The 22,875-nt window shown below is 37.4% G+C and carries 24 protein-coding genes; 23 read left to right on the top strand and 1 reads right to left on the bottom strand.

Going from position 1 to position 22,875, the window contains the following annotated elements:
- Window positions 1-8: 8 nt before the first annotated feature.
- From R8G66_01390 to R8G66_01355, 8 genes are all read left to right on the top strand, one after another.
- Window positions 9-248 (top strand): hypothetical protein, encoded by a 240-nt coding sequence (locus R8G66_01390; GenBank protein ID MDW3190976.1) that lies wholly within the window; start codon window positions 9-11, stop codon window positions 246-248.
- 208 nt (window positions 249-456) lie between these two features.
- Window positions 457-1,653: a glycosyltransferase gene (locus R8G66_01385; protein ID MDW3190975.1), complete on the top strand. Its 1,197-nt coding sequence runs from the start codon at window positions 457-459 to the stop codon at window positions 1,651-1,653.
- Between the two features lie 274 nt (window positions 1,654-1,927).
- Window positions 1,928-2,104 carry a hypothetical protein gene (locus R8G66_01380; GenBank protein MDW3190974.1) on the top strand — a complete coding sequence of 59 codons (177 nt, stop codon included), beginning with the start codon at window positions 1,928-1,930 and terminating at the stop codon, window positions 2,102-2,104.
- 63 nt (window positions 2,105-2,167) lie between these two features.
- Window positions 2,168-3,172 carry a hypothetical protein gene (locus R8G66_01375; protein ID MDW3190973.1) on the top strand — a complete coding sequence of 335 codons (1,005 nt, stop codon included), beginning with the start codon at window positions 2,168-2,170 and terminating at the stop codon, window positions 3,170-3,172.
- 5 nt (window positions 3,173-3,177) lie between these two features.
- On the top strand, window positions 3,178-4,053 hold the full coding sequence (locus R8G66_01370; GenBank protein ID MDW3190972.1) for a hypothetical protein: 876 nt from the start codon (window positions 3,178-3,180) through the stop codon (window positions 4,051-4,053).
- A gap of 1 nt (window position 4,054) precedes the next feature.
- The gene (locus R8G66_01365) at window positions 4,055-4,576 is read left to right on the top strand and encodes a MauE/DoxX family redox-associated membrane protein (GenBank protein MDW3190971.1); all 522 of its coding nucleotides are present in this window, start codon (window positions 4,055-4,057) and stop codon (window positions 4,574-4,576) included.
- A gap of 1 nt (window position 4,577) precedes the next feature.
- Window positions 4,578-5,132, top strand: a complete 555-nt coding sequence (locus R8G66_01360; protein ID MDW3190970.1) for a redoxin domain-containing protein — start codon at window positions 4,578-4,580, stop codon at window positions 5,130-5,132.
- The gene (locus tag R8G66_01355) at window positions 5,132-6,877 is read left to right on the top strand and encodes an ABC transporter transmembrane domain-containing protein (protein MDW3190969.1); all 1,746 of its coding nucleotides are present in this window, start codon (window positions 5,132-5,134) and stop codon (window positions 6,875-6,877) included. The genes R8G66_01360 and R8G66_01355 overlap by 1 nt, the downstream gene beginning before the upstream one ends.
- A 127-nt stretch (window positions 6,878-7,004) precedes the next feature.
- Here the strand turns inward: R8G66_01355 and R8G66_01350 are convergent, their stop codons facing one another.
- Window positions 7,005-7,277 carry a hypothetical protein gene (locus R8G66_01350; protein ID MDW3190968.1) on the bottom strand — a complete coding sequence of 91 codons (273 nt, stop codon included), beginning with the start codon at window positions 7,275-7,277 and terminating at the stop codon, window positions 7,005-7,007.
- A gap of 520 nt (window positions 7,278-7,797) precedes the next feature.
- On the opposite strand from R8G66_01350, the gene R8G66_01345 reads away from it, so the two are divergent.
- The 15 genes from R8G66_01345 to R8G66_01275 all read left to right on the top strand — a co-directional run bounded on the left by R8G66_01345 (window position 7,798) and on the right by R8G66_01275 (window position 22,741).
- Entirely contained in the window at window positions 7,798-8,049 is a 252-nt protein-coding gene (locus R8G66_01345; GenBank protein MDW3190967.1) for a hypothetical protein, read from the top strand.
- Window positions 8,050-8,092: 43 nt separating this feature from the next.
- Window positions 8,093-8,593, top strand: a complete 501-nt coding sequence (locus R8G66_01340) for a hypothetical protein (protein MDW3190966.1) — start codon at window positions 8,093-8,095, stop codon at window positions 8,591-8,593.
- Window positions 8,594-8,709: 116 nt separating this feature from the next.
- Window positions 8,710-9,162, top strand: a complete 453-nt coding sequence (locus R8G66_01335; GenBank protein MDW3190965.1) for an HNH endonuclease signature motif containing protein — start codon at window positions 8,710-8,712, stop codon at window positions 9,160-9,162.
- Window positions 9,163-9,443: 281 nt separating this feature from the next.
- On the top strand, window positions 9,444-9,995 hold the full coding sequence (locus tag R8G66_01330; GenBank protein MDW3190964.1) for a hypothetical protein: 552 nt from the start codon (window positions 9,444-9,446) through the stop codon (window positions 9,993-9,995).
- Between the two features lie 398 nt (window positions 9,996-10,393).
- On the top strand, window positions 10,394-10,615 hold the full coding sequence (locus R8G66_01325) for a helix-turn-helix transcriptional regulator (GenBank protein MDW3190963.1): 222 nt from the start codon (window positions 10,394-10,396) through the stop codon (window positions 10,613-10,615).
- Window positions 10,616-10,722: 107 nt separating this feature from the next.
- The gene (locus tag R8G66_01320; GenBank protein ID MDW3190962.1) at window positions 10,723-12,756 is read left to right on the top strand and encodes a COR domain-containing protein; all 2,034 of its coding nucleotides are present in this window, start codon (window positions 10,723-10,725) and stop codon (window positions 12,754-12,756) included.
- 4 nt (window positions 12,757-12,760) lie between these two features.
- Window positions 12,761-13,534 (top strand): hypothetical protein, encoded by a 774-nt coding sequence (locus R8G66_01315; GenBank protein MDW3190961.1) that lies wholly within the window; start codon window positions 12,761-12,763, stop codon window positions 13,532-13,534.
- 676 nt (window positions 13,535-14,210) lie between these two features.
- Window positions 14,211-14,615: a hypothetical protein gene (locus R8G66_01310; GenBank protein MDW3190960.1), complete on the top strand. Its 405-nt coding sequence runs from the start codon at window positions 14,211-14,213 to the stop codon at window positions 14,613-14,615.
- 44 nt (window positions 14,616-14,659) lie between these two features.
- The gene (locus R8G66_01305) at window positions 14,660-15,535 is read left to right on the top strand and encodes an IS3 family transposase (GenBank protein MDW3190959.1); all 876 of its coding nucleotides are present in this window, start codon (window positions 14,660-14,662) and stop codon (window positions 15,533-15,535) included.
- Window positions 15,536-16,171: 636 nt separating this feature from the next.
- Window positions 16,172-16,513: a hypothetical protein gene (locus R8G66_01300; protein MDW3190958.1), complete on the top strand. Its 342-nt coding sequence runs from the start codon at window positions 16,172-16,174 to the stop codon at window positions 16,511-16,513.
- Window positions 16,513-17,712, top strand: a complete 1,200-nt coding sequence (locus R8G66_01295; GenBank protein ID MDW3190957.1) for a hypothetical protein — start codon at window positions 16,513-16,515, stop codon at window positions 17,710-17,712. The genes R8G66_01300 and R8G66_01295 overlap by 1 nt, the downstream gene beginning before the upstream one ends.
- Before the next feature lie 231 nt (window positions 17,713-17,943).
- Window positions 17,944-19,128, top strand: coding sequence for a hypothetical protein (locus R8G66_01290; protein MDW3190956.1), 1,185 nt, complete (start codon window positions 17,944-17,946; stop codon window positions 19,126-19,128).
- Between the two features lie 39 nt (window positions 19,129-19,167).
- The gene (locus tag R8G66_01285) at window positions 19,168-19,947 is read left to right on the top strand and encodes a hypothetical protein (protein MDW3190955.1); all 780 of its coding nucleotides are present in this window, start codon (window positions 19,168-19,170) and stop codon (window positions 19,945-19,947) included.
- Window positions 19,935-20,432 (top strand): hypothetical protein, encoded by a 498-nt coding sequence (locus R8G66_01280; GenBank protein MDW3190954.1) that lies wholly within the window; start codon window positions 19,935-19,937, stop codon window positions 20,430-20,432. The genes R8G66_01285 and R8G66_01280 overlap by 13 nt, the downstream gene beginning before the upstream one ends.
- Window positions 20,432-22,741 (top strand): hypothetical protein, encoded by a 2,310-nt coding sequence (locus R8G66_01275; protein MDW3190953.1) that lies wholly within the window; start codon window positions 20,432-20,434, stop codon window positions 22,739-22,741. The genes R8G66_01280 and R8G66_01275 overlap by 1 nt, the downstream gene beginning before the upstream one ends.
- The last annotated feature ends 134 nt before the right edge of the window (window positions 22,742-22,875 follow it).

The following is a 22,875-nucleotide window of genomic DNA, read 5'->3' as shown; positions in this document are numbered from 1 at the left end:
CCCTGCTAGTGACTTCCAATTCTCATCATAAGCTCATACTGATTTCCGCTATGGGTGGAGATTTAGCAGTAAAATCAATATCTCTTCCCAGGCCTTGTGGAATTGCCTATCGAGCGCCGTATTTGGTACTTGGCGTGAGTAAGGGCATTTTGGTGATGAAGCATGTACCAGGAGAAAATGAACCCTTTTTGCTGCCCATTCGACTGCATTTCACAGGTTCGGTGAATACGCATGAATTGGTGCTGTAAAAAGGAGTTATTGGCGAAATGGAGATTGAGCCAATGACTAAATCACTGGAATTGCCTTTTCTTTGATTTTGCTACCTTTAAACAAAAAAGACATGGCATATATTTTTTACCTGATAGCTTCTGTAGCTGGCCTTTTTGGCGGAGATGCAGAAGGTACGAAAGCCAACAGCGACAACACTGAAGAAGCTGCGGCATTCTATCATTCTTAGTGGTCAGTTGTTGCGTTATTACAAAAAATGAAGAGAGGCATTTAGATAGATGCCTCTCTTCAGTTAAAGGTATTGCAAGTGAGATCATTGTGGTGGATAGTGGGTCGACTGATGCAACAATATCTATTGCTGAGCGACATGACGCCACGATCATAAAAATAGATTGGATCGATGATTTTGCCTATGCACGAAACATCGCCATTCAAAAAGCACGTGAGCCCTGGATCCTGTTTTTGGATGCGGACGAATCTTTGAAAGAAGGACAAACCCTATTAAAAAAGGTATCTAAAGTCAAAGCTGACGTGGGAGGGGTGGTGCTTTCTCGATACGACCATTTCATCAATCCGGAAACTGGTAAGCAAACAACCGTACCGGTCGGCATTGTACGTTTATTTAGAAACGACCCAAACATCTCATTTGAATACCACGTGCATGAAGTGGTGGGACCATCCATTCAGAGGGCCGGTTCAAAGTTTGCCTACCTGGATAAGCCTATCATTTTTCATCACATTGACCTTCATACCAAGGCATTCCTTATCCGCAAGCAGACATATTATCTCAGCCTATTGGATCAAGGTTTGGAAGTTCAGCCGAATGATGCATGGCTTACCTATCAAAAGGCCAAGACCCTATGGTTTTTTGAACAAAACAAGGAAGCGCTTCATTTGTTTCAGTCGATTACAGTTCAGGGAACAGAACAGGAGATCCGGATTGCAGCTTATAACAATGCGGGGGTTTTACTTGGACAAGCAGGTGAATATGCGCTGGCTGAGGAGATGCTCAATAAAAGTTTGGAGTTACAATCCCATCAATCACAAACTCACTATTTACTAGGAGACCTGCACGAAAGATTTGGTCAACCTGGTAAGGCGATCAGACACTACAATAAGGTTAGGACCAAACTGCATTTGATCGGTGGCAAGTCTTACGTTCCAGGGGGACTGTTTTTATTCCGTTATCAAAAGTATTACCGGCTTGCACTATGCTATAAGTCCAGAAGGCTGGGACCTTTGGCCAACTACTATTTGGATAGGTCACTTAAGATAAATCCAAACTACGTTGATGCAATTTTCTTAAAGGCAAAATGGTCGATTCGGTCTGGAAAAGAAGAATCGGCCAAACATCTATTGGATCAAATATTGGAATTGAATCCTGAATGGGAAGCCCCTAAGGCGCTAAGGTCGAGTTCTTTTTAGGATTAGTGCAATACCCATAAAAATCATCTTATATCTCAATTCAGAGTGCGTTTTGGCTAACTATGATTAATGACGGTCCGTCTTTGTTGATCCCGGTTTACAGTTAGTAAAAGAGCTGTTTGCAAGAAGCCTTCCGACCATTTATTGTGTTATCCTCTGGAAAAAATATGCGGATGTAAGCGGGCTGACATTTTTAAATTGAAGCATGGCTTGAATTAAAAAAATATTGATAGATTACTGTCTGAATCAATCTTATAATCTAACTGAATTACTTATGAAAGAAGTAAAATCATTCACGTTCAAAGTAGCTAAAGCTGCTGATTCTAAAAAGCAAGTAAAAGTACGTGAAGGCGTAGCTATGGCCGGATGCTCAATGTATCCGACTCCATGGGGCGCAGAACCAAAATGTAACGGTTATCACCCAGGCACTGATAGTGGCGCTTGGTGCTAAACTTTAGATTTTTTATGGAACCTCGGAACTACCCGAGGTTCTTTTTTTGAATCATAGATCATTTTGAACGACAATATCCTAATCATAACCAATAGTTCAGATCTGCATGCTGACATCCTCGTTTCCAGGCTCGAAAAAAAAGGTGTTTCACCATTCCGAATCAACCTCAATGAATTCCCCAGGGATTTTGAACTGACGTTTGAAACCAGGCAAGACTCATGGATGGCAGTGATTACTCATTTGCCTTCTGGCAGAGAGCTGGATACACATCAGATCAAATCTATCTGGACCAGAAAGGCCAGTGATTTTTCCTTTTTAAGTGAGAACGATTACTCCGCTCAGGAAAAAGCTTATGCAAATCAAGAAACGAAACATGTGCTTAATGGCATATTGTATTCTGTCGATTGTTTTTGGATGAATCATCCATTGGCAGTTCGTTCTGCACTTTGGAAAGGCGAGCAAACGATTCGTGCGGCTAAGATGGGGTTTAATATTCCGGAATCACTGATTACTAATCGACCAGAATCTGTGCCCCAATTTCAGGAAATGGTCAATAGGGATGTGGTGTTGAAATCTCAGTCCACACCATCATTGGCCATGGAGGAAGTAGCGGTTGATGATCAGGTAGTCACTCAGGGGTTGCAAACCACCATTCTTACAGATGACCACTACGAAAACATTGAATCTGTACGTGAGATCCCTTGTTACTTTCAAGCCTATATTGAAAAGCAATTTGAACTAAGGGTGACGGTTATCGGTAATCATGTTTTTGCTGCTAAAATCAATTCTCAAGACAGTGAGCAGACCAAAGTTGATTTCAGGGATTACAGCGCTGATATTCTTTATGAGGCATTTCATCTACCAGATGACATAGAGACAAGATGTCGTGATTATGTTCATAGTTATAATCTACAATATGGTGCTATGGACATCATCGTCACCCCAGAAGGTGAATATGTCTTTTTAGAAAATAATCCGGCGGGTCAGTTTTGGTTTGTAGAACAGCTTGTGCCAGAACTTAAGATGATGAATGCCCTGGCTGAATGTCTGATGAATGGCAAGCCTTGATCAAAATGAATGAACTACGCCTTAAGGAGCTAAAACAAATTGAACTAGAAAGGGGGAGTAAGGTAATGGTGTTGGCCGCGTCAATGCTGGATGCTGAGATACTGCCCAACTTATATGAAATCCTACTGGATGTTGGTAAAACTGAGCGTCTGGATGTGGTCCTATATGGTCGGGGAGGAGAGATCAATGCTACCAGAAGAATCGCGTTATTACTGCATCAATTTGCCGAAAAGCTGTGTTTTATCGTACCATACCATTGTCAGTCGTCCTTTACGGTGCTGTCTCTTTCAGGTCATGAGCTAATTGCAGGAGACCTGGCAGGCTTTTCTCCCATAGACCCACGAATGAATGCAGTTGGCGAAGGTGTAGGAGTGGATGTACTGGATAGCGAGAACATCAGGTTATTCAATGAAATGGGCCGGGAATGGTTTCAACTCGATATTGAGCAGGAGGAGACCCGAATGCAATTATTGGCTTCTGTGGCCAGTAGCATATTCCCCACCACACTTACATCGCTGTATCGTTCAGGACTGGAACTACAACAAATAGCTTCCGAGTTGCTTTCATTTCAATTGCCAGAAGCAACACCTGATCAAAAGTCGGACATCATCAACCAATTGCTGTACGAGTATCATTCGCATAGCTATGCCATCACAAGAGAAGAATTACATCAATTAGGTTTGAAAATTAAACGTGAAGTTTCCATTGAAAACCTGGCCTGGAAAATAGCGAAGGAGTTGAATCGAGTAATGGGAGGAGGGGTACGAAAGACACCTGATGACCCCCGAATTGATGTATTGCTGGCCACATCGAAAGTAGCTTATTTGAGACAAAGGCACGTTGACAGAATTGCACCTGTTTGGGAAGAAATCAAGCTATAACATGGAGATGAAGATTTATCTCACGGAGTTCAGCAGGCTTTTCATTTTTATGGTCTTGCTATTTTCTGCTATTGGTAAGGGCCGCACATTCGGACAGTTCAAAGAAAATCTTAGCCAATCTTTCAAGGTTCCTGCTCAGTGGACCACCGCTTTGACAACCTTAATCATTATGTTAGAAGGATTGCTGGCTATGGTAATTTTCATGAATAACCAGTTTACACCTCTGGCTATGCTGTGTGCATTGATTTTATTCACAGGTTTTACCATTCTGATATCAATCACAGTGATCCAGGATCGGTTAGTCCGATGTAATTGCTTTGGTCAGGATGACGAATACATTTCTTATCTGGACATTATTCGAAATGTAGTGCTCATTCTTGCCTGCGGTTTTTATGTGATCGCCCATGAAACTATCTTATTGGAAACACCAATACAATTGATATTATTAGGAATGGCCTTCATTGCGTTTTTGGTCATTACCAATTTGAAAAACATTCACACGATTTCACGAGATCCCAATTGATATGATGCTCGATGATTCCATATTGATCCTGATATTGGGATTCCTTACCGTGGTGGTTGCTTTCAATCTGTGGCTAAACTTTCGGATCATTCGCGCAATTCGTTTACTTCCTATATCTAAACCAACACCACAAAACCTGGAAGCAGGGACTTTAATCCCAAACTTTCCGCTGGAGGGGCGGTTCGATAAGAGCACTGTAGACCTGAGCCAATATGCTGCTTATGCCAAGGTCTTTGTATTCCTGGCTTCCAAATGTAGTAAGTGCAAAACCAAATTGCCCGAGATACAAAACTCACTCGATCGAGCTGTTGAACAAGGAGTGATGCTAAGGATCCTTACCCTGGAATCGAAAGGACGGATGAAAACATTTCTGGAGGATAAAGCACTCTTTGATGTGACTGTGACCACTGATCAAACGACCTATGATTTCCTTAACCCACAAGGGACATCACCTTATTACCTGTTCATAGATGCGGAGAATATCCTGCAGGCAGAAGGGTTTATCGGCGATGAGAACTGGAGTAATTTCATGGAGCAACTAAGTCCGAGTAACTAATGAAATCAGCGAAATCCACCAACATGCAGCGGTTGAAACTTGTGAAGCCATTCCTGGGAAGGATCTTTCTAGGGTTTGTCATGATGTTGATAGCGGCCATCATTCAATTATCGTTTCCAAAGGCCATCTCTTACTTCATCGATAATGTTTCTGAAAACGCATCCTCTGACTGGTTAATCGTCCCTGCAATTGTTGTTTTTTTCACGTTCATCATTTATTGTGCCACCACGGCACTACGATTCTATTTGTTTGAAACTACGGGTGCAATGATCGTGAAGGCACTGCGTGAACGGCTATTTAGTAGCATAGTCAGACAAGAAATTGGTTTTTTTGATACCACACAGACGGGGGAACTGACCAGTAGATTGACGGTTGATATCGATTTATTGAAAGATGCATTAAGTATGAATCTTGCCATCATGATCCGGTCACTGATCGTAGGAATTGGCGGCCTGGTGATGATATTTATCCTTTCTCCTTTGTTAAGTGTGCTAGTACTCATTACACTTCCGATCACGTTAATATTGACCAAATGGCTAGGAAAGAAGGTGAGATCCAAATCTATGGCCCTGCAGGATCATATTTCAGGGAGTGTACACATCGCCCAGGAGAGCTTTTCAAATGTCCGGATCATTCAGGCATTTAATCAAACAAAAAAGGCTGAGGAGAACTACGGCGCTTCGGCGAGTTCGGTATTGAGGCAATCCATAGAAAATGTTCGGTTGATGTCCACTCTTCAGGGATTGAGCACCTTTACTTCATTCAGTACTTTACTCATTACCGTATTGGTGGGAGGTGTTCTCATCACAGGGGATCACCTGACCATTGGTGAACTGACCAGCTTTATCTTATATGCGGGGATGGTATCTATGTCAGTCAATGCCATCAGTAGCCTCTGGGGTGAATGGATGCGTTCGTACGGTGCGACGGAACGTGTATTTGAACTGTTAGAAAGAGTTTCTGCAGTACAGACTTACCAGAAGGGACTGGCCTCAGTTCGCCTTCAAGGCAATGTGGAATTCAATCAGGTTAGTTTCACTTATCCTGGCCGAAAGGAAAAAGAAGTACTGCACTCATTTGACCTGAAGATCAAAACAGGAGAGAAAGTCGCGTTAGTGGGACCTTCCGGTGCTGGGAAAACAACTGTTGCAAATCTCCTGCTCGGCTTCTATGAGCCTAAACGAGGGTGTATCAGATTCGATGGTATTGATTCAGCGACACTTGATTACGGCTCTATCAGAGATGCAATTTCCATTGTTGAACAAGAACCCGTTCTTTTCACTGGGACCATCGCTGAAAACATTGGATTCGCGCTCAGTAACCCACTCGATGCAATGGACAAAATCCAGCACGCTGCCACACAAGCCAATGCACATGATTTCATCTTAAATTTCCCTGGTGGGTACAACACACCAGTTGGTGAAAAAGGTGTTCAGCTTTCAGGGGGACAAAAACAACGGATTGCCATTGCCAGGGCATTGATCAAAGATCCGAGGATACTCATACTAGATGAAGCTACTAGCGCACTGGACTCAGAAAGTGAACTATTGGTGCAGGATGCATTGAACAAATTGATGGAAGGACGTACCACGATCATCATTGCCCATCGATATTCAACGATTGCACAAGCTGACAAACTTGTCGTCCTGGACAAAGGTGAAGTAGTTCAATACGGAGAGCATCAGGACCTTATCGAGAATGAAGAAGGGTTATACCACAAGTTGGTATCGAATCAGATGAGTTAGATTATTCGTATAACAAGAGACAAGAAAGCCATTCAAGGGGGGATAAAGAAAATATGGATGGTATAGTATTAAAAGGCCAGGCGCATACTATAGTAACGCCTGACACCATATCGATAATCTTATTTGGCTAGTTGCAACCATCGATCGTATCCTGAATCCCATCCCAAATTTGAGAAGGCGACACAAGGAAGGGCTTGCTTTTAATGGTATAGGTTACCGTGTCTTTAGGGCCATCATATTCGAAATGGAGTACGATGGTGCCAACCACTGTGTCGGTTGTAGCGGTCCCTTCAGACGCGCCATCCGGAGCATAAACAGTACCATGTTGACTTTTGCTAGTGGATTTCACACAATCCCAAGTAGCCGCGGAAACACCGCCAAAGCTTCGAGAATTTGCCATAATAAAAGGGTCTAATTTGGTTATATAAATGTTGAAGTAATGATACAAAATGGAGCGCTTAGTTGTCAAGCGATTTGATGAAAATATCACAGAAGTTAGGCACGGGAACTTTTAAAGTAGCTCCCAATCGATAACTTGCCTGAGATAATGTCGAATTATATAACAAGCTTCCGAGAGTCGTGACCGAATTGCCAGGATCAGATGTAGCCCTAAAGTCGTCCAGCTTTGCTGCCGGGCCGCCGGGCGGTTAACATAATATCATTATGTAACAAACAGATCGAAGAATACGCCGTTCAGGCAGCATAATAGCCTGTTTTGTTATATAATGTTTGCGTTATGTTAAATAGCTTAGGTAGTTCGTGAAGGCCTTAATTTTTTGTCCAAAAGGCCAAGCGAACTAGGGGAGGACAATAAAGTCAGGGAAGCCTTCAAAACAGTGCACCAGCATTATTAAAGTTTTGAATGAAGTAGAAAAGTATTAAATTCCAAATAACTTAATCATAATCAAAAACATACTAATATGGAAGAATTACATGAAATGGTAAAGCAGCTTCGAGAAAAACTGAAAAGTAAGAATAAATCGATGAAGGATTCAATAAATAATCATAGTCTTCTGGAACATAGAGAAAATGCTATTGATTTATTCGAAAAATCCATTGAAGATGTCGAGAAACATCCTTTTTATAAAAATGAGGTTTTACGTAATTATAGAAAAGAATTTAAGCAAATCATGAAAGACATAGATCAAATAGAAGATAGCAAGGCTGAATAATCGGTCATTCAGTGATTTGAAAACTCAAACTATTTGTCTGAAAATGGAATTGATAATTGAATTAATAGATCAATATCTGGCAAGATTAGCCGTTATTGCTACTTTGATTCAATTTCTCTATAAATCCGTACAATACCTTAGGAGAAAGATTGAAGTTAAAAATCTACGAAAAGTTACTTTCTGGCTAATGGTTGCTCTTATAGGTTTGGGCAGCTTGGAACTTGCTAAGTTAAAATATGAATACGCTGATTCAATTTTGGATGGTATAGTACTAAGAATACAAATGGCTGCCTTAGTGATTCAAATTTTTGTTCCAATTATTCCGCAGTTGTTTATTATTTCAATTAGAAATAGTTTCTACGCTTATGGAAGTATAATCAAGGGTCTATTTGTGTATATAACTATTTATATGTTATCGCTGGGAGCTTCTTACCTGTGGGGTAAACAGATTGTTGAATCCCTAGAAAGGAAGCCAACCGTTATGCTTTTCGTTGTGATTTGGATTATTATTCACATTTTTTTTTTTGATAATGAGCATGTCTAATTTCCGAGAAGAATATAACCGTTCTAAGATATAACAGTTATGATCCATAGTAATTTACTAACACATGATTAAGCAGAGATTTGAAGTAATTGTCAGTATGATCCTCACATTTTAAAATGGCTTTTAAAGAAATCACGAAGAAGGAAGCTTTAGAATTCTTCGCATTCAGATGTTGCATATGTAAGGACCTAGCTGCAGAAGTTCACCATATTATTCCTCAATCAGAAAATGGATCGGATGGACTTGACAATGCCGCACCTCTTTGTTCGAGTTGTCATGATCTATTTGGTGGGAATCCAAGGAAAAGAAAGAAACTAAGAGCATTAAGAAATCATTGGTGGACATTGATAAAAGCAAAGAGTGAGCTTGCATACGGGACTGGTGATCTTGTCTATTTTGAGGGGATTTCATTAGACCCTTCTCACAGAAATTTAATGAAAGATAAAGTGGCTAGATTGTATCATGTTGTTTATGAAAATGAATTTTTCACGGAAGCGGCCTCTCAAATATTCGAATTGATCCAACATGCACAAGTTCAAAAACCATTTTATGATAGGATTTTACATTAAGAAATCGAAGGTCATCGAACAGGTGAAGGCGAGTTTGATCACGATATGTTTGAATTACAATTTCACTTTATTGGAAAATTTCTTTCCAGATACCTCAAAGAAATGAGGATGCCAGTTGGGGATTTCCGACTAATTCGACCACAAACAAATATCGTCCCTCTTGGGGTAGAGATATACGAAGGGGGAATTCAAAATAATTATGACAAATACAAATCAAATTGAAGGGGCTTCATAGAAATGAATGTTTGATTAAATCAGCATTTCGGTGTTGTGTATGTAAGTTGGATACAACCTTTGTTTTCGACCTTGAAGGGTATGGATTGAAATCATCTGACAATCTAATTTCCCTTTGTGAAGATTGTAATGATCTATTTCTAGGAAATCCAGAAAAGCGGAAAAAGCTTAGAATGATGCGAGATAGTTGGTGGGAACTTGTTAGTAATGTGGATCACAAGAACCAAAAACTAGGAGAAGAGAGTTTCGTAGAGATAAACCCAGAAATAAGGTTTTATATGCTTAACGAAGGGGCTGCTTACTATCTTAATGCTAATCAAGCTGATAGTACGAGTGCAATAAAATATGCTCTTGTCAATAGAGTACTAAATATGCAAGAAAAATCTCCAGGTGAAGACCGGAGAATCGAGTTGGATATTGATAGTCATGTCGAAAAGAACGGGCAATTTTCTCATGATATAAATCAGTTATTACATGACTTTATCCCTAACGAACTATTAAAATATTTGAGAGAAATTCATACTCCATCGTACTCATACTTGAATCCAAGGGACCAAATCGACGATATTCCGACTATTGAAGATTGGTTTACTGACTGAATTTAATCCACTAGATCGATTTGTAAATGCTGATCAGAAATGCGATCAAGGAAATCAAAGGTGTGTCTCAAATCTTCCAGAAACTCTTTATGATCAGGGAATGGAACCTCCTGGTTTAGAAGGTAAAATATCATCTGATTTCTCAATCCTCTTGAAAGTCTTTTGATAACTATGTACTGAAAGAAGGCGTCGCAATCATGGATCATTTCTTCAGTTAGGAGGGAGGTTTCTATTTTTTCTATTAGCATAACTTTAGATATTGTGTCAGAATTTCTGATATAATTTTCCGAAATACGGAACAATAATACATATTATAAGACAATCATCAAAGTGTGTGTTCAGAAAATCGGAATAGATTTCCTGCTTAACTAATTTTATTGTCCAGAAACCGGATAATTATGACTGAACTAGGCCTCTTTCTATCTAAAAAATCTGTTAATCGATCAGATGTATCAAGAAAGACTGGAATAAGTAAAACAAGACTAAGTGAACTATCAAATAACCCAAACACAAAGCTGAGAGTAGATGAATTGTACTTGGTTGCCTTAGCCATTGATGTAGATCCATGCGTTGTGTTAAAAGAAATATGTTCAAACCTTAAGCTGGATACTGAAAAATAAGATTACATTAGAAGTGATTTTATTCTATGGGTATTGTACAATTGATTATATAAGTTACATTCAACTGAGTTTGCAAAAGTTTCCTACTTCCCAAAACGAGAAGAATAATGAAGCATGAAGATACTTTTTTAACCAACCTTATTAATAAAGAAAGACTTGAGAAATCAGGCAAAATAGATCTCTCGGGCCTTTCTATCTCACAAATTCCTGAAGAGCTAGTAGAATTACCGTTTTTAAAGAGCATTGATTTAAGCCAAAATCGCATTACTGATTTAACGCTATTATCAAAATTTTCAAATCTTGTAGAGTTAAATATCAATGGTAATCTAGTAGAGAATTTAAACGCGATCTCAGAATTAGTAGACCTTCAAAGTCTTGATGTTTCGGTCAATAAAATAAGTGATATTCAATCTTTGAAGAACCTAACTAAGTTGACGAAATTAAACTTGAGTCAAAATGAAGTAGAAAATATTGGGCCATTAGCGTTTTTACACAACTTAAAATCGCTCAATCTTCGAAATAATAGAATTCGCAACTTAGAGCCACTGAAGAATCTAAGTATGTTAAAAACGTTGAATTGTGAAGAAAATAAAATCCAGTTTCCACCAATTGAAATAGCTAACTTTGGACTAAACGCAATAAACGCGTTTTTTAAGACGCTCGATGAATCCGGTGTTGAAACCGATAATTTAAACTCCGCAATTAAGTTAATCTTATTGGGAAGTGAGGCTAGTGGTAAAACGTCTATACTTAAAAGGCTAATGGATCAACCATTTGATCCGAATGGATTTGCTACCCATGGTATAACCAGAAACAATTGGGTTATTGATAAGACAGATGCAGATCAAGGTGTCAACTTGAAAGTTTGGGATTTTGGGGGTCAGGAAATTATGCATTCGACGCATGAGTTATTTTTAAGTCAACGGAGTATATACATTTTAGTGCTAGATGGAAGAAAGGAAGAAGATTCAGAACACTGGCTAAATCTCATCCAATTTTATGGAGGAGATTCTCCAATCATTGTGGTCTTGAATAAAGTGGATTTATATTCTTCATTTGAGGTGAATCGGAGATATCTTCAATCTAAGTATAAAAATATTTCAACTTTCATACGAACTTCTTGCCTAACTGGTGAAGGAATTTCTCAATTACGAGAAAAGATAATTGAACTCTACGAACAATCTCCATCTAAAGACTTATCTCTGCCTCGAAAATGGAGTTTTGTTAAAATGGAAATCGAATCTCTTGCGGAATATGATAACTATACAAACATCTATAGTTATCAGGAAATATGTAAAAAACATGCTCTATTCTCTTCATCGGAGCAATACGCACTTCTTTCCTTTTTGCATGATTTAGGAGTAGTTATTTATTCCAAGAGTATTAGTTTACACCCAATCATTGTATTAAACCCTATTTGGTTGACACAAAAGATTTATGACATTATTCTTTCGAGAGAAGTATATAGTCATAACGGTGTAATAAGAGTGTCTCAGATACCTGAAATTTTAAAAGGAGAAGAGACTCTCGTAAATCAATTTCTTATTCGAATTCTTAATGATTTTGAGATTGCTTTAATGATTAATAAAGAGTTAATCATGATTCCCTCCCAATTAACAATGCAGGAACCTGCGCTAGAAATTGAACAGGAAAACTCTATTAGCCTTTTGGTTAAGTATGAATTTTTACCTAATTCCGTAATTCACAGAATGATAATCGCGTTCTATGAAGAGATAAAAGATAAATTATGTTGGCGCTTAGGATTGTGTATATCTAGCAAAACATTTGCGTCAACTGCATTGATTCGATCTGATATTGCAGATAGATCCATTTCCATTAAAGTCTATGGCGAAAATAGGAGAGAGTATTTAACTGTTATTAGAAATGAACTTCATAGAATCAACAAAACTTATCGAAATATCCAGTTTACAGAAAGAGTTCCTATTCCCAATACCTCAGTAACATCAAGTCTTGAGCATCTATTACGATTAGAACAAATGGGCGTGGAGGAATTTCTTCCAGATGGAGCATTTGAAATGATAGAAATCAAACCGCTTTTAGAAGGTTTTGGTAATCTTCCAAATAACGAAGAAATACAATCAATTCTGAGTAGGATTACTGGTAGTACGAAATCAGCCTAAATAAATGAATAGAAGAGATACTATTAAGGAATTACTTGCAATTCATTTGAAGAATGAACTGGTTAGCTATTACGAAGAGAAGGGTTTCGAGTCATCTGCGATAGGTCAAATAATAAATAGGGAAAAAAGGAATAAGACCTTTATCAATGAGTCAGAAAAGCTGGTAGCTGATTTTGAAAAAGAGGTTATTTCAAATGAACTTGAATCACTGCTGACTAAAATTCAATCTGAAAATAAATCTTTATATGATAAAATTTCCATGGAACTAGGAGACTTAAAATATGAAAGAGATGATGATCTTTCAGATAAGATTTTAAATCTTCAAACCATACTAAATAGAACGAATCTTAATAGTCTAATTAGTGAAATCTCAGCATTGAAACTAGAACAAAGCCTATTGAAGGGACTGAAAGTTGAACTTGATAGGTTGGCGATTAGAAAAGCATCGAAATACTCGGTTATTTATTTCGTATTAAATCTTCTTGCAATCAGTTCTTGGATAATTCTTATCAATGTTTATACATGGGATTTAGTTGAACCGTTTACGTGGATTTATGGACTTACGATAGTATTCATCGTAAACTTTTCCTACAATATTTGGGGATACAAACTTGCCCCGGATCAAATGATAAGAAACAGGATGGAGAAAATAAAGAATTCACTTTATCAAAGACACAAATTTTCACCAGAGCAACTTGACATTATTGAAGAAAAAATCAGAGCCTGTGAAGCCAATCATTCCATACATAACAATTTGACAGACTATTCAAGCGAGTGATGTAAATATATAATTGTCGTTTAATAAATAATTTTAGAAGTACCCCGAGCGTTGGCCAGCCAAAATCGCGGGGGTGTGTTAGCCTGTGTGTGGAAGCTTGATTTTGGCTAGCGTTTTTGAATACTTTTGGGGCAATGCCAAAAGTATTTGCCTGGCCGGCACAAGGCCATGTAGGTATAACATTATATAAGACAACTAAGTAACTATTGGAATTTCAGAAAACTAATAGAATCCAGGAATCACAAAAACTTATAGTACCAAACTCATAGAAAGCCTGCTAAATTCATTGAAAGTCTAAGCCAATGATGAGGCCTTAAAAATGATCAAAAATCCTAACGTCTGAGAATCGCGTATTTAAAGAATTCTTGATCGATGATATAGCTATTGAAAAATAGAACATCAGAATTTCGAAGTAGAATTCGGGATTTAAGATTTGAACAACAGACCATTGACACGAACAACTGCCTGATCTTTTGTAGGTCCCAAATTCGGCCTAAGCCGAACAGCGGGTAAGGACAGGGCTGAGTGGCGAGAGACAGCAAGGCCACAGGATCGCTGTAGAATAATTGAAAGGTGTATAGATAATATCTGGAGCACAGAGAATCAAAAAATAGTCGCTGTGCCATCAGCGATTGTCTTGTCCTGAAATAGGTTTACACAATTGTGATAAACCGAAATGGATGAAAACAAGATTAGAAAAACCAGGAATGGAGCGGACATAGGAGTCGCTGAACGGCACAAAATCATACAAGAGTACTTGGCAGGAGGCTATACTAAACAAGAGATTTGGTATAAATACACTGGTAAACCAGAGGAGCATGGAGCTTTACTTGCATGGATGAGAATGTACGGTTACATCGATGATGAACCTAGAAGAAGGCCTATCTTTAGTCAACCGATCAATTATGCTGCTATGGGTGGTTCGGAAGATTTTGACAAGACTGAAATACTGGCTAGAATTAAACAGTTGGAAAAACAACTGGAAGATTCAAAGCTGAGAGAAGAAGGCTATAGATCGATGATCGAGTTAGCTGAGAAGACCTTCAAAATACCTATTAGAAAAAAGTCCGATACCAAATAATCAGTTCATTAAAAGAAAGACATACTCGTGTTTCCCTGGGACGATTGTGTCAATTATTTGGTGTGACCAGGCAATCCTATTACCAGTACTACTGGCAACAAGAGACGACTTCATTTGAGGAAGAATTGATCATTAGAGAAGTTCTTAGAATCCGTCAAGTTCATCGTCGAATGGGTGGTGGGAAGCTCTACGAATTACTGGAGCCGTTCATGCTAGAGCATCAGATCAAAATGGGTAGAGATGCACTATTTAACGTCTTAGCTACTCATAATCTGCTAGTTAAGCGAAGAAAGCGGCGAGTCTATACGACTCAATCTTTCCATTGGCTACGTAAGTATCCAAACCATATCAGAGGCTTTATACCTAGAGCGTCTAATCAACTTTGGGTGAGTGATATTACTTACTGGAAGACCGATGCTGGGTATTTGTATATCAGTCTGATCACTGATGCATACTCAAGAAAGATCGTAGGATATCAAGTTGCTGAGATATTGGAATCAATAGAAACGCTTCATGCTTTGAAAATGGCTCTTGAAAACACTAAGGGTCCAATAGGCCGATTGATCCATCATTCAGATCGAGGTATTCAATACTGTTCAAGTGTCTATGTTTCTCTGCTTAAGAAGCACGGAATTATCATATCTATGACTGAAAATGGAGATCCTTTGGAGAATGCGATCGCTGAAAGAGTAAATGGAATTATTAAGAATGAATATCTGGATGGCTATGAAGTCAATACGCTTCATGTGGCTAAGCAGCTACTAGATCGAGTCATAGAAGTATACAATGATGAAAGACCACATATGAGCCTGGGGAATCTAACTCCGAACCAGGTTCATGAAAACCCTTCGATAAACGTTGAAAACATTTGGAAAAAAAGACGAACTGTAAACCTTATTCAGGACTATCGAAAATTGTAAATTATTGATAGGACTATATGTAAAACCTGTAAACTTATTTTAGGACGAGACATTTATTGTCGCAGAGGTCTGGGAGGCGCGGGTAAGCCAGCAAGGCCACAGGATCGCTGTAGATTCATCCAAAGATGTAGAGATAATATCTGGAACAGCTAGAATCATTTAATAGTCGCTGTGCCATCAAGCGATCGGTGGACTAGCTGCCAGCGATGGCGCAGCGGCTATTTAAAAAATAATGTCGAATTATATAACAAGCTTCGGAGTGTCGTAACCGAATTGCCAAGATCAGATGTAGACCTAAAGTTGTCCAGCTCTGCTAGTTAACATAATATCATTATGTAACAAACAGATCGAAGAATACGCCGTTCAGGCAGCAACAAAGCCTGTTTTGTTATATAATGTTTGCATTATGTTAACATAGCTTGGGCAAAAAAGATGAAGAGTATTTTCTATTGTAATAACTATAAGTAATCAAAAAATCATAGTTAAGTATTTTCAACAGGATTAATATTATTAGAATAACATAATATGTTCTTGAAATAATTATTCCGTCTTCTGAAAATACCCAAAAATGGGTATTGTTTATTGGAAATATCCGTTACAACTTAGATTTATTGATGACCTAAAACCAAATTCCTAATGCCCGCACTGTTTGATAACAAATTAATTATTATTGATACTGAAGAAATTACAATAACAATTCAAGTCTATGCTCAACCATCAACTACAAGTATCTACCTTGATGGAGAGTTTCTTTCTCAGGAAAAAGGAGATTTTTCCTATTCAATCCATGGCAAAACCCTAAAAAAAAGAAAGGTCCGGATTCATACAAGTGTTCAGGATAAAAATGAAAATACTGATGATATTCGGGTTGAACATCGAATAGAACATGATGGTAACATGACAAAGAGAACAGTAAATACAACTGCTTCTGAAGCAGGAGACATCTTTGATATTTTTACTGATTTAAATATTTTTTAATGAGAAGGCTGCTCGTAATTAAATTCATTTTATTGTTGAATTGCCAAGCATTCTGTCAACAAGAAGATTTGGAGTTAGACTTCCCTGAGATGCCTACATCTCCTGCTTTTATTCTTATGGGGGTAAGTCCTACTGATATCGAATCTCCTGGTAGCGCCTCTGATTTAACAACTGCAATTCAAAATGCTACAGGGAATTTGACTTCAATTCCAGATAATTTTTTCCTTACAGTTAATCCTTTTTGGGTATTTAACACCAAACATGTCAGTTATTCAAAATACAGTGCTGGTGGAATGGATAGAATACGGGACAATATTCTGCAGTCTTTGCAAATATCTGTGGGAGTATCAGACTCTTTGCCGTCAGACAACTTTGATCAGAGGATTGGTATAGGAATGAAATTTTCCTTGATAAGAGGAAACATTGATTCCGATATTGAAGATAATTACTTCAAAAAGCTTGCAAATTATAATACTGAAGTCAATAGACTTGTTACAGAAGCCTCGAATAACGATTTGAAATCACTCGAGATACAATCAAAAATGGACGCGGTTGCAGAACAAATTTCTATTGAGACAGATTCCCAAAAGCGTACAGATCTAGAAAATGAATGGGAAACTTTGAATCAAAAACTGAATAGTCGATCTCTAGAATTATTTGATCTAATTAAAAGTCAACACTTAAAGGATTTAAGAAAAAGTCTTAAGGATATCGAGTTAAATCGAATAGGATTTTACAGCGAAATTGCAGGGGGCCTGACGTATGATAGAATGGAGAATGATACGAAGATATATAGCTCTGGAGTATGGGCTAATATCGGTTACCAGTCAAATAAAACTAATTTTATTGGTTTAATAAGATTTATGACTGTGTATGATCAGCCAATTATGAATGAAATGGCTTTAGATACAATGAATTTAACATCAATAGATTTCGGATTAAAGTTGGATTATCAAGTTGAGAAGAAAGTAAGCGCAAGTGGCGAGTTTATATATCGAGCAATCCCAAATACGGAGATTAAAAGTACATATAGGCTTGCATTCAATTTATCGTACAACATTACACCTGACGTGGGACTTAATTTTACTTATGGAAAGGGTTTTGAAGCAATTCTAAATGAAGAGTCTGACTTTTTTACTCTCATGAGTTTAGCCTTCGGTATAGGGAAAAAGAGGAAGCTTGACCTGACAGGACTATAGGCCTAGAAGACTTCTAGGAAGTAGAGAAAAGACCCTCACTAATTGAGAAGTTTTTAGTTGTTTCCGTGATTAGAGAAGTTCTATCTCTGATAGGACTATCTTAAAAACCAGTAGTAACATTTAGCGAAAGAAGTTTCATTTAGATAACTAATTACTATTTTAAGACTAGATTATTAGAATTATGCAAACACCTCTTTGAATAGTACTTCCGCCATGTGAAAATTATGTAAAATGATATTGATTCCAGTCAATTCATTATGTATAATTGTGTATGATGCATATTTCCAAATGATTGTAAAGCTAATTGACTATATCAAGCGTAGTTATGATGAGAAAACATTAATTGTCGAAATTATATTAGCACTAACCATCGTTGGTGGTTTAGGTATTTTATTCTTTCCACTTAAATTAGAAGTGACGTATCTTCATAGAATTTCCATCTCTATCGTGATATCAATCTCATCATATGCAACAGGGAGTTTTCTTGGCTTTCTTTTCGGAATACCAAAAACGATGCAAAGTGGGAATGAAACTGATCAAGAAATACGCTACCAGCAAAACACAAATCTTGAACAGATTTCAGATTGGTTAACTAAGATCTTAGTAGGTCTGGGTCTGACACAACTAAACGAAATTGGAACTCAATTCGAAGGTTTGATAAAGTTTACAGGTGCAGGTCTGGATGGAAGTAGGTCAGCTGAGGTCTTCACAGGATCAATAATTATTTACTTTGTAATTCTCGGATTTTTGATGTTCTATTTATGGTCTAGATTGAATCTGGCGATAGCTTTTAAAAAAGCAGACAATGTACTTGAAAAAAACACCTTAGTTGAGGCCTTAGTTAGTCTCAATATGGCTGCCAAAAGTGTTTCACATAAAAACGGAGAGAAGGAGATCCAGACAAGTATTCGAAAACTTGAACAACAACTTTTAAAAATAGTTTCGAAAAGCGTTAGTCCCAAAAAGCAACTGAATAAACTTGCAGATGAGTACAACAAGATTAGAATATCCAATGATCCAAGTTTGAATCGAACCTTTTTAATGAGTAAGGTGATGGCAGAAATTTCTGCATTGGCTTCAGGAACAGGCTTAACTCCGGAAAGTTTTTTCGACAAGAAAGACGGTGGAAGACGGTTGATTGCATTAGCAATTATTAAGGCCAACCCTAAACCTAAATATCATAACATTGTCATTCAGACAGTTCGTCAATCCTTATCAGCATTTGAGCAATACCATGCGCTAAGGGCAGCTGAAGAAATGTTGAATACGTTAGATAATGAGAAATTGAAACTAATGTCTGAAACAATTACAAGTCAAATGTCCGAGGATGACTCAAAGAACATCAATCCAGAAAACGAAGATAGATGGATCATGGCGAATAATATCTTGAAAAAAATAAAGACTGATAACAACTAAGAATTGAAAAAATCATGTGTCACTTTCTAATGTTTACTTGTGTCTGAGTACGGAATAATGGAATTTCTAGAGAATGTTTCAGTAAATGGATCAAGTTTGGAGCCATTGCCAATTTTCCATTCTAGTAATAGTAATAAACTGGAACTAATCTTAAGGAGTAAGGATGTTAAGCCTGGGAACAATAGTGATCTCTGTTTTTTCTATGGCACCGCTGCATATTTTGATAAGACTCAGTCTGAAAAGACTTCAGCGAAGAGAAATAGAATGCCTATTTGTATCGTTTTTGATGAAATTGATAGTCTTCCAATCAATCAAATTGCCCCCTTCGATACCGGTGCATTTCGTGATGGGCTTTATGAGACTCATGACATTCATGAAGAAGAATGTCCATTGAAACATTTCCTGATTAGAGTTGATAAAGATAGTATATCAAAATTCATCATCACTTTTTATGGGAGCAATGAAAAATATCTATCATGTGAACCGGTAAACGAACTAGGGCATAATGAGTTTAATTATCCTGTTGAGAACTATTTCAAAATGATTAATGAACAGACTGACAATGCTGATTATAGAAAATCGACGATTGAACTTCAATTGAATAAACCAATCAAGTTTGATGAAAAGAGTCCCATAGCATTGGTTTTACCTGGGTTTTATGAAGATAGTGAGGATAAAATGAAACAATTAAATCAAATAGTTCCATCTGAGAACATAAGATTTTATGAATATAATCCGAACAAAGACAGCATTCGCGATGCAAATAAGAAAATGATTGATGTTGTGGATAAAATGGTAGAAGAGCAATGGCTAAAATAGAAATTAAAGGAGTTTACGATGTACTTCCCGGCATGGATGGTTTCTTGGCGCCGATTTTGGAAATTGGGAATAGACAATTGATGCAAAACATATCTAATTACCAAGTCGAAGAGATTGAAGAACTTGAAGAGGAAGAACTTGAAAAAGAGTTCATTGTTTCGGATTTTCAATTGCTAGATGATGCCAGAAGCCTCGATGAACCTATTTACGCTTTTCGATCAAAAGACACGATACATGTTGGAACTAAGAAGTCGATTGAGACGAAGATTAATGAGTTTTTCTCAAATGTGAATGATGATGTTTATATCGACAAACCTTACTTGTTGAAAGCTATGGCTGAGTTTGTTGGAAATGCTGCATTTATTCAATTGGCATCCGAAAAAATTGAGCGAGGAATCAAGAGCATTAAGGTAATTATAGAAAGTGTTCAAATAGAGGATTTTCCAAAAGTGGAGCCAGGAACAAAGGATAAAATCTGTTCGTAATGTCAAATAATAAGTCATATCTTTCTACTCTGGGGATTCGGGAACTAGAAGAAGTTGGCAAGGACCTTTCATTTCAAGAAAGATATGAATTTATCTACTTTATTGATCCTCATGATATCATCAATTATTGCATTCCATTTGGATTTGCTGAGGATAAGAGCTTTGAACCGTTTGTTAGCGCTGATAAGTTCTTGTCTATGTACGCATTTTTTGATAGTAGTGTTACCAAGATTCTTCCCGATGAATATCGTGATGAAATTATTGGTTTAAAGAAGAAAATTGAAAGTTTTTATTCAACAGGTCAACTAAGGGATATTGACGACTTCAAAGACTATTTCAAGAAAGAGAATATTCATCTAATTGAGCAGAGGCTAACACTTTTGACTTCAATTATGCTGGATCAGTCAACTCGGGATATAAACAGGTTTAAAGACCTTTTTAGTAATAATAAGATTCTCATTGAAGAAAATTCAGACTTGTCTGGGATAATGCTCATGGAGAGAGATGATGTATTTGAAGCAGCATACTCACCATTGGCTTCAGACATTGAATCAAGGCCTGAGTCGTACTATGCTAAAGAATTTGAGAAAGAATATGAAAAAGGAAATTATACTCAATATGTTAAATACGTAACAGATCGTAGGACAAGAGATCTAGAGAATATCAGGAACGATGCATTAGTCTATTCTAAGGTATTGAGATTAAATCGTCACTTTCAGGAAACTAATCAGTCAAAAATTGCCATTTTTCTGTCTTCTGCGGACAATGTTCAAAAATTTAAGAACATTCGTCGATTGGAAATAGGAGAGACTAGTATTGACTGTATACGTAGTTCAAAGCAGCTATTTGCCAATTTTACTATTAATGGCCTCTATAAAAAGGGTGTCTATTCATATGCATTTCTTGTACAGACGATAAAACGACATTTATTACTTCAGCATCGCTTCTCAGATAGGGTAAGAACAAATAAATCTAAAAAAGAAGAACAAGCTCTAGAATTGATAAACGACTTGATTAATAGTGGCAGAAATAAACTTGAAAACCTAAGTGTATTTATTCAGTATGATAATTTCAGAAACACTGTTCAAGAATCTATTAAGAGTAAAAAAGTTCCGAAGTACTATGTTGATAAAATGAATAAAGCTCTTGAGGAACTAGATCAAAATGGACAAGATATCTCGAATGCATTAGAGGAAGTACATACAGTTTTTATCAATTTAGGTTTGTATGATGGTATTAGGTCTATTCTCAATGCAACAGGAGATTTCTATAAAGATAAGAACTTCGGTATCGATTCTATTGAAAGTATCAAGCAACAGTTACCACTTGTTTTTGATTACAGTAATTTATCGGACGATACTAACCTGATCAGACTTTTCAAACAGCTAGCATACTATTTTTCGATTCATCAGCCAAGTATAGATGCCCTTACAGATCTAAAAGAATATATAATCGACCGGATAGGAAAATTAACTACAGGAAGTCCTGAAGAAATTCTGGTTAAGATGCTTGTATATCTATCAATACCTTACCCTACTGGAAAAAGAGGACTGAGACCGAATGCCTATGCCGTAAAGCAAATCCAAAATATGTTAGCTTTTTCAGTTAAACGTTTTGGTAAAAAAAGGCACGAAGAATACTTTACGAGTATTTATAAAGAGCTGAAATATGTGCAGGTTTGGGCTGCTAGAAGATCAGGTGCATATATTGATGGAATTAGATTGACTAAAAGATATATTGCTGAATACCCCCAAGACCCAAGGTTTCATCATTCCCTTTGCCTTCTTCTGTATTGTCTCGCTTTCAAGAAGAATATTAAGAACCAAGAAGGGCTTGAGCCCATAAGTACACTTACTCTGAGAAGAGCGCTCCAAAGTGGTATTGTCGCATTGGAATTGTATGGTGATTTTGAAAACAGAAAGATTATCGAATCAAGGTACGCAAAAGAAGCCCTATTAAATACAATTGCCTTTCTCTTTGCATACTTGGGCTTACAAGGTTCAAAAAGGCCAAAAAGGGCTTATATCTTGAAATCAAGACAGTATTTGGTTTCTTTGAAGCAGTTGGTCAAGTCTTTTGATAATAACTACTCCACATACTCAGAATATTTGGCGACAGAATCTTATGTCGAACTTGCCGAATTTCTACTTTCAGAAGATGAAGGACAAAGTAACCGAAACAAACTAGAAGCAGCGGCAAAAGCTATTTCACTAGCGATCAAAAAGGCTAAACCTCACAACAAGAAAGTTCTTACAAAATATTTAGAATTAAGAAATAAGATCAAATTATTAAAGAATGAGTATCCTTGATTCCCGGACTTGCTTAGCGTTTATTACGCTTTTGTTGCACTTCGGAGCGAGGAGCTACAGTACCGCAGCGAGAAGTTGGGAAGCGGGTTAGAGTGCGAGCAAAAGGGTGTGGAAAACATAAGTAGCAATTATCT

Source organism: Cytophagales bacterium (genome assembly GCA_033344775.1).
GTDB lineage: Bacteria > Bacteroidota > Bacteroidia > Cytophagales > Cyclobacteriaceae > JAWPMT01.
The sequence above is the reverse complement of the archived record's forward strand: the minus strand, read 5'-3'. Positions and strand labels throughout refer to the sequence as shown.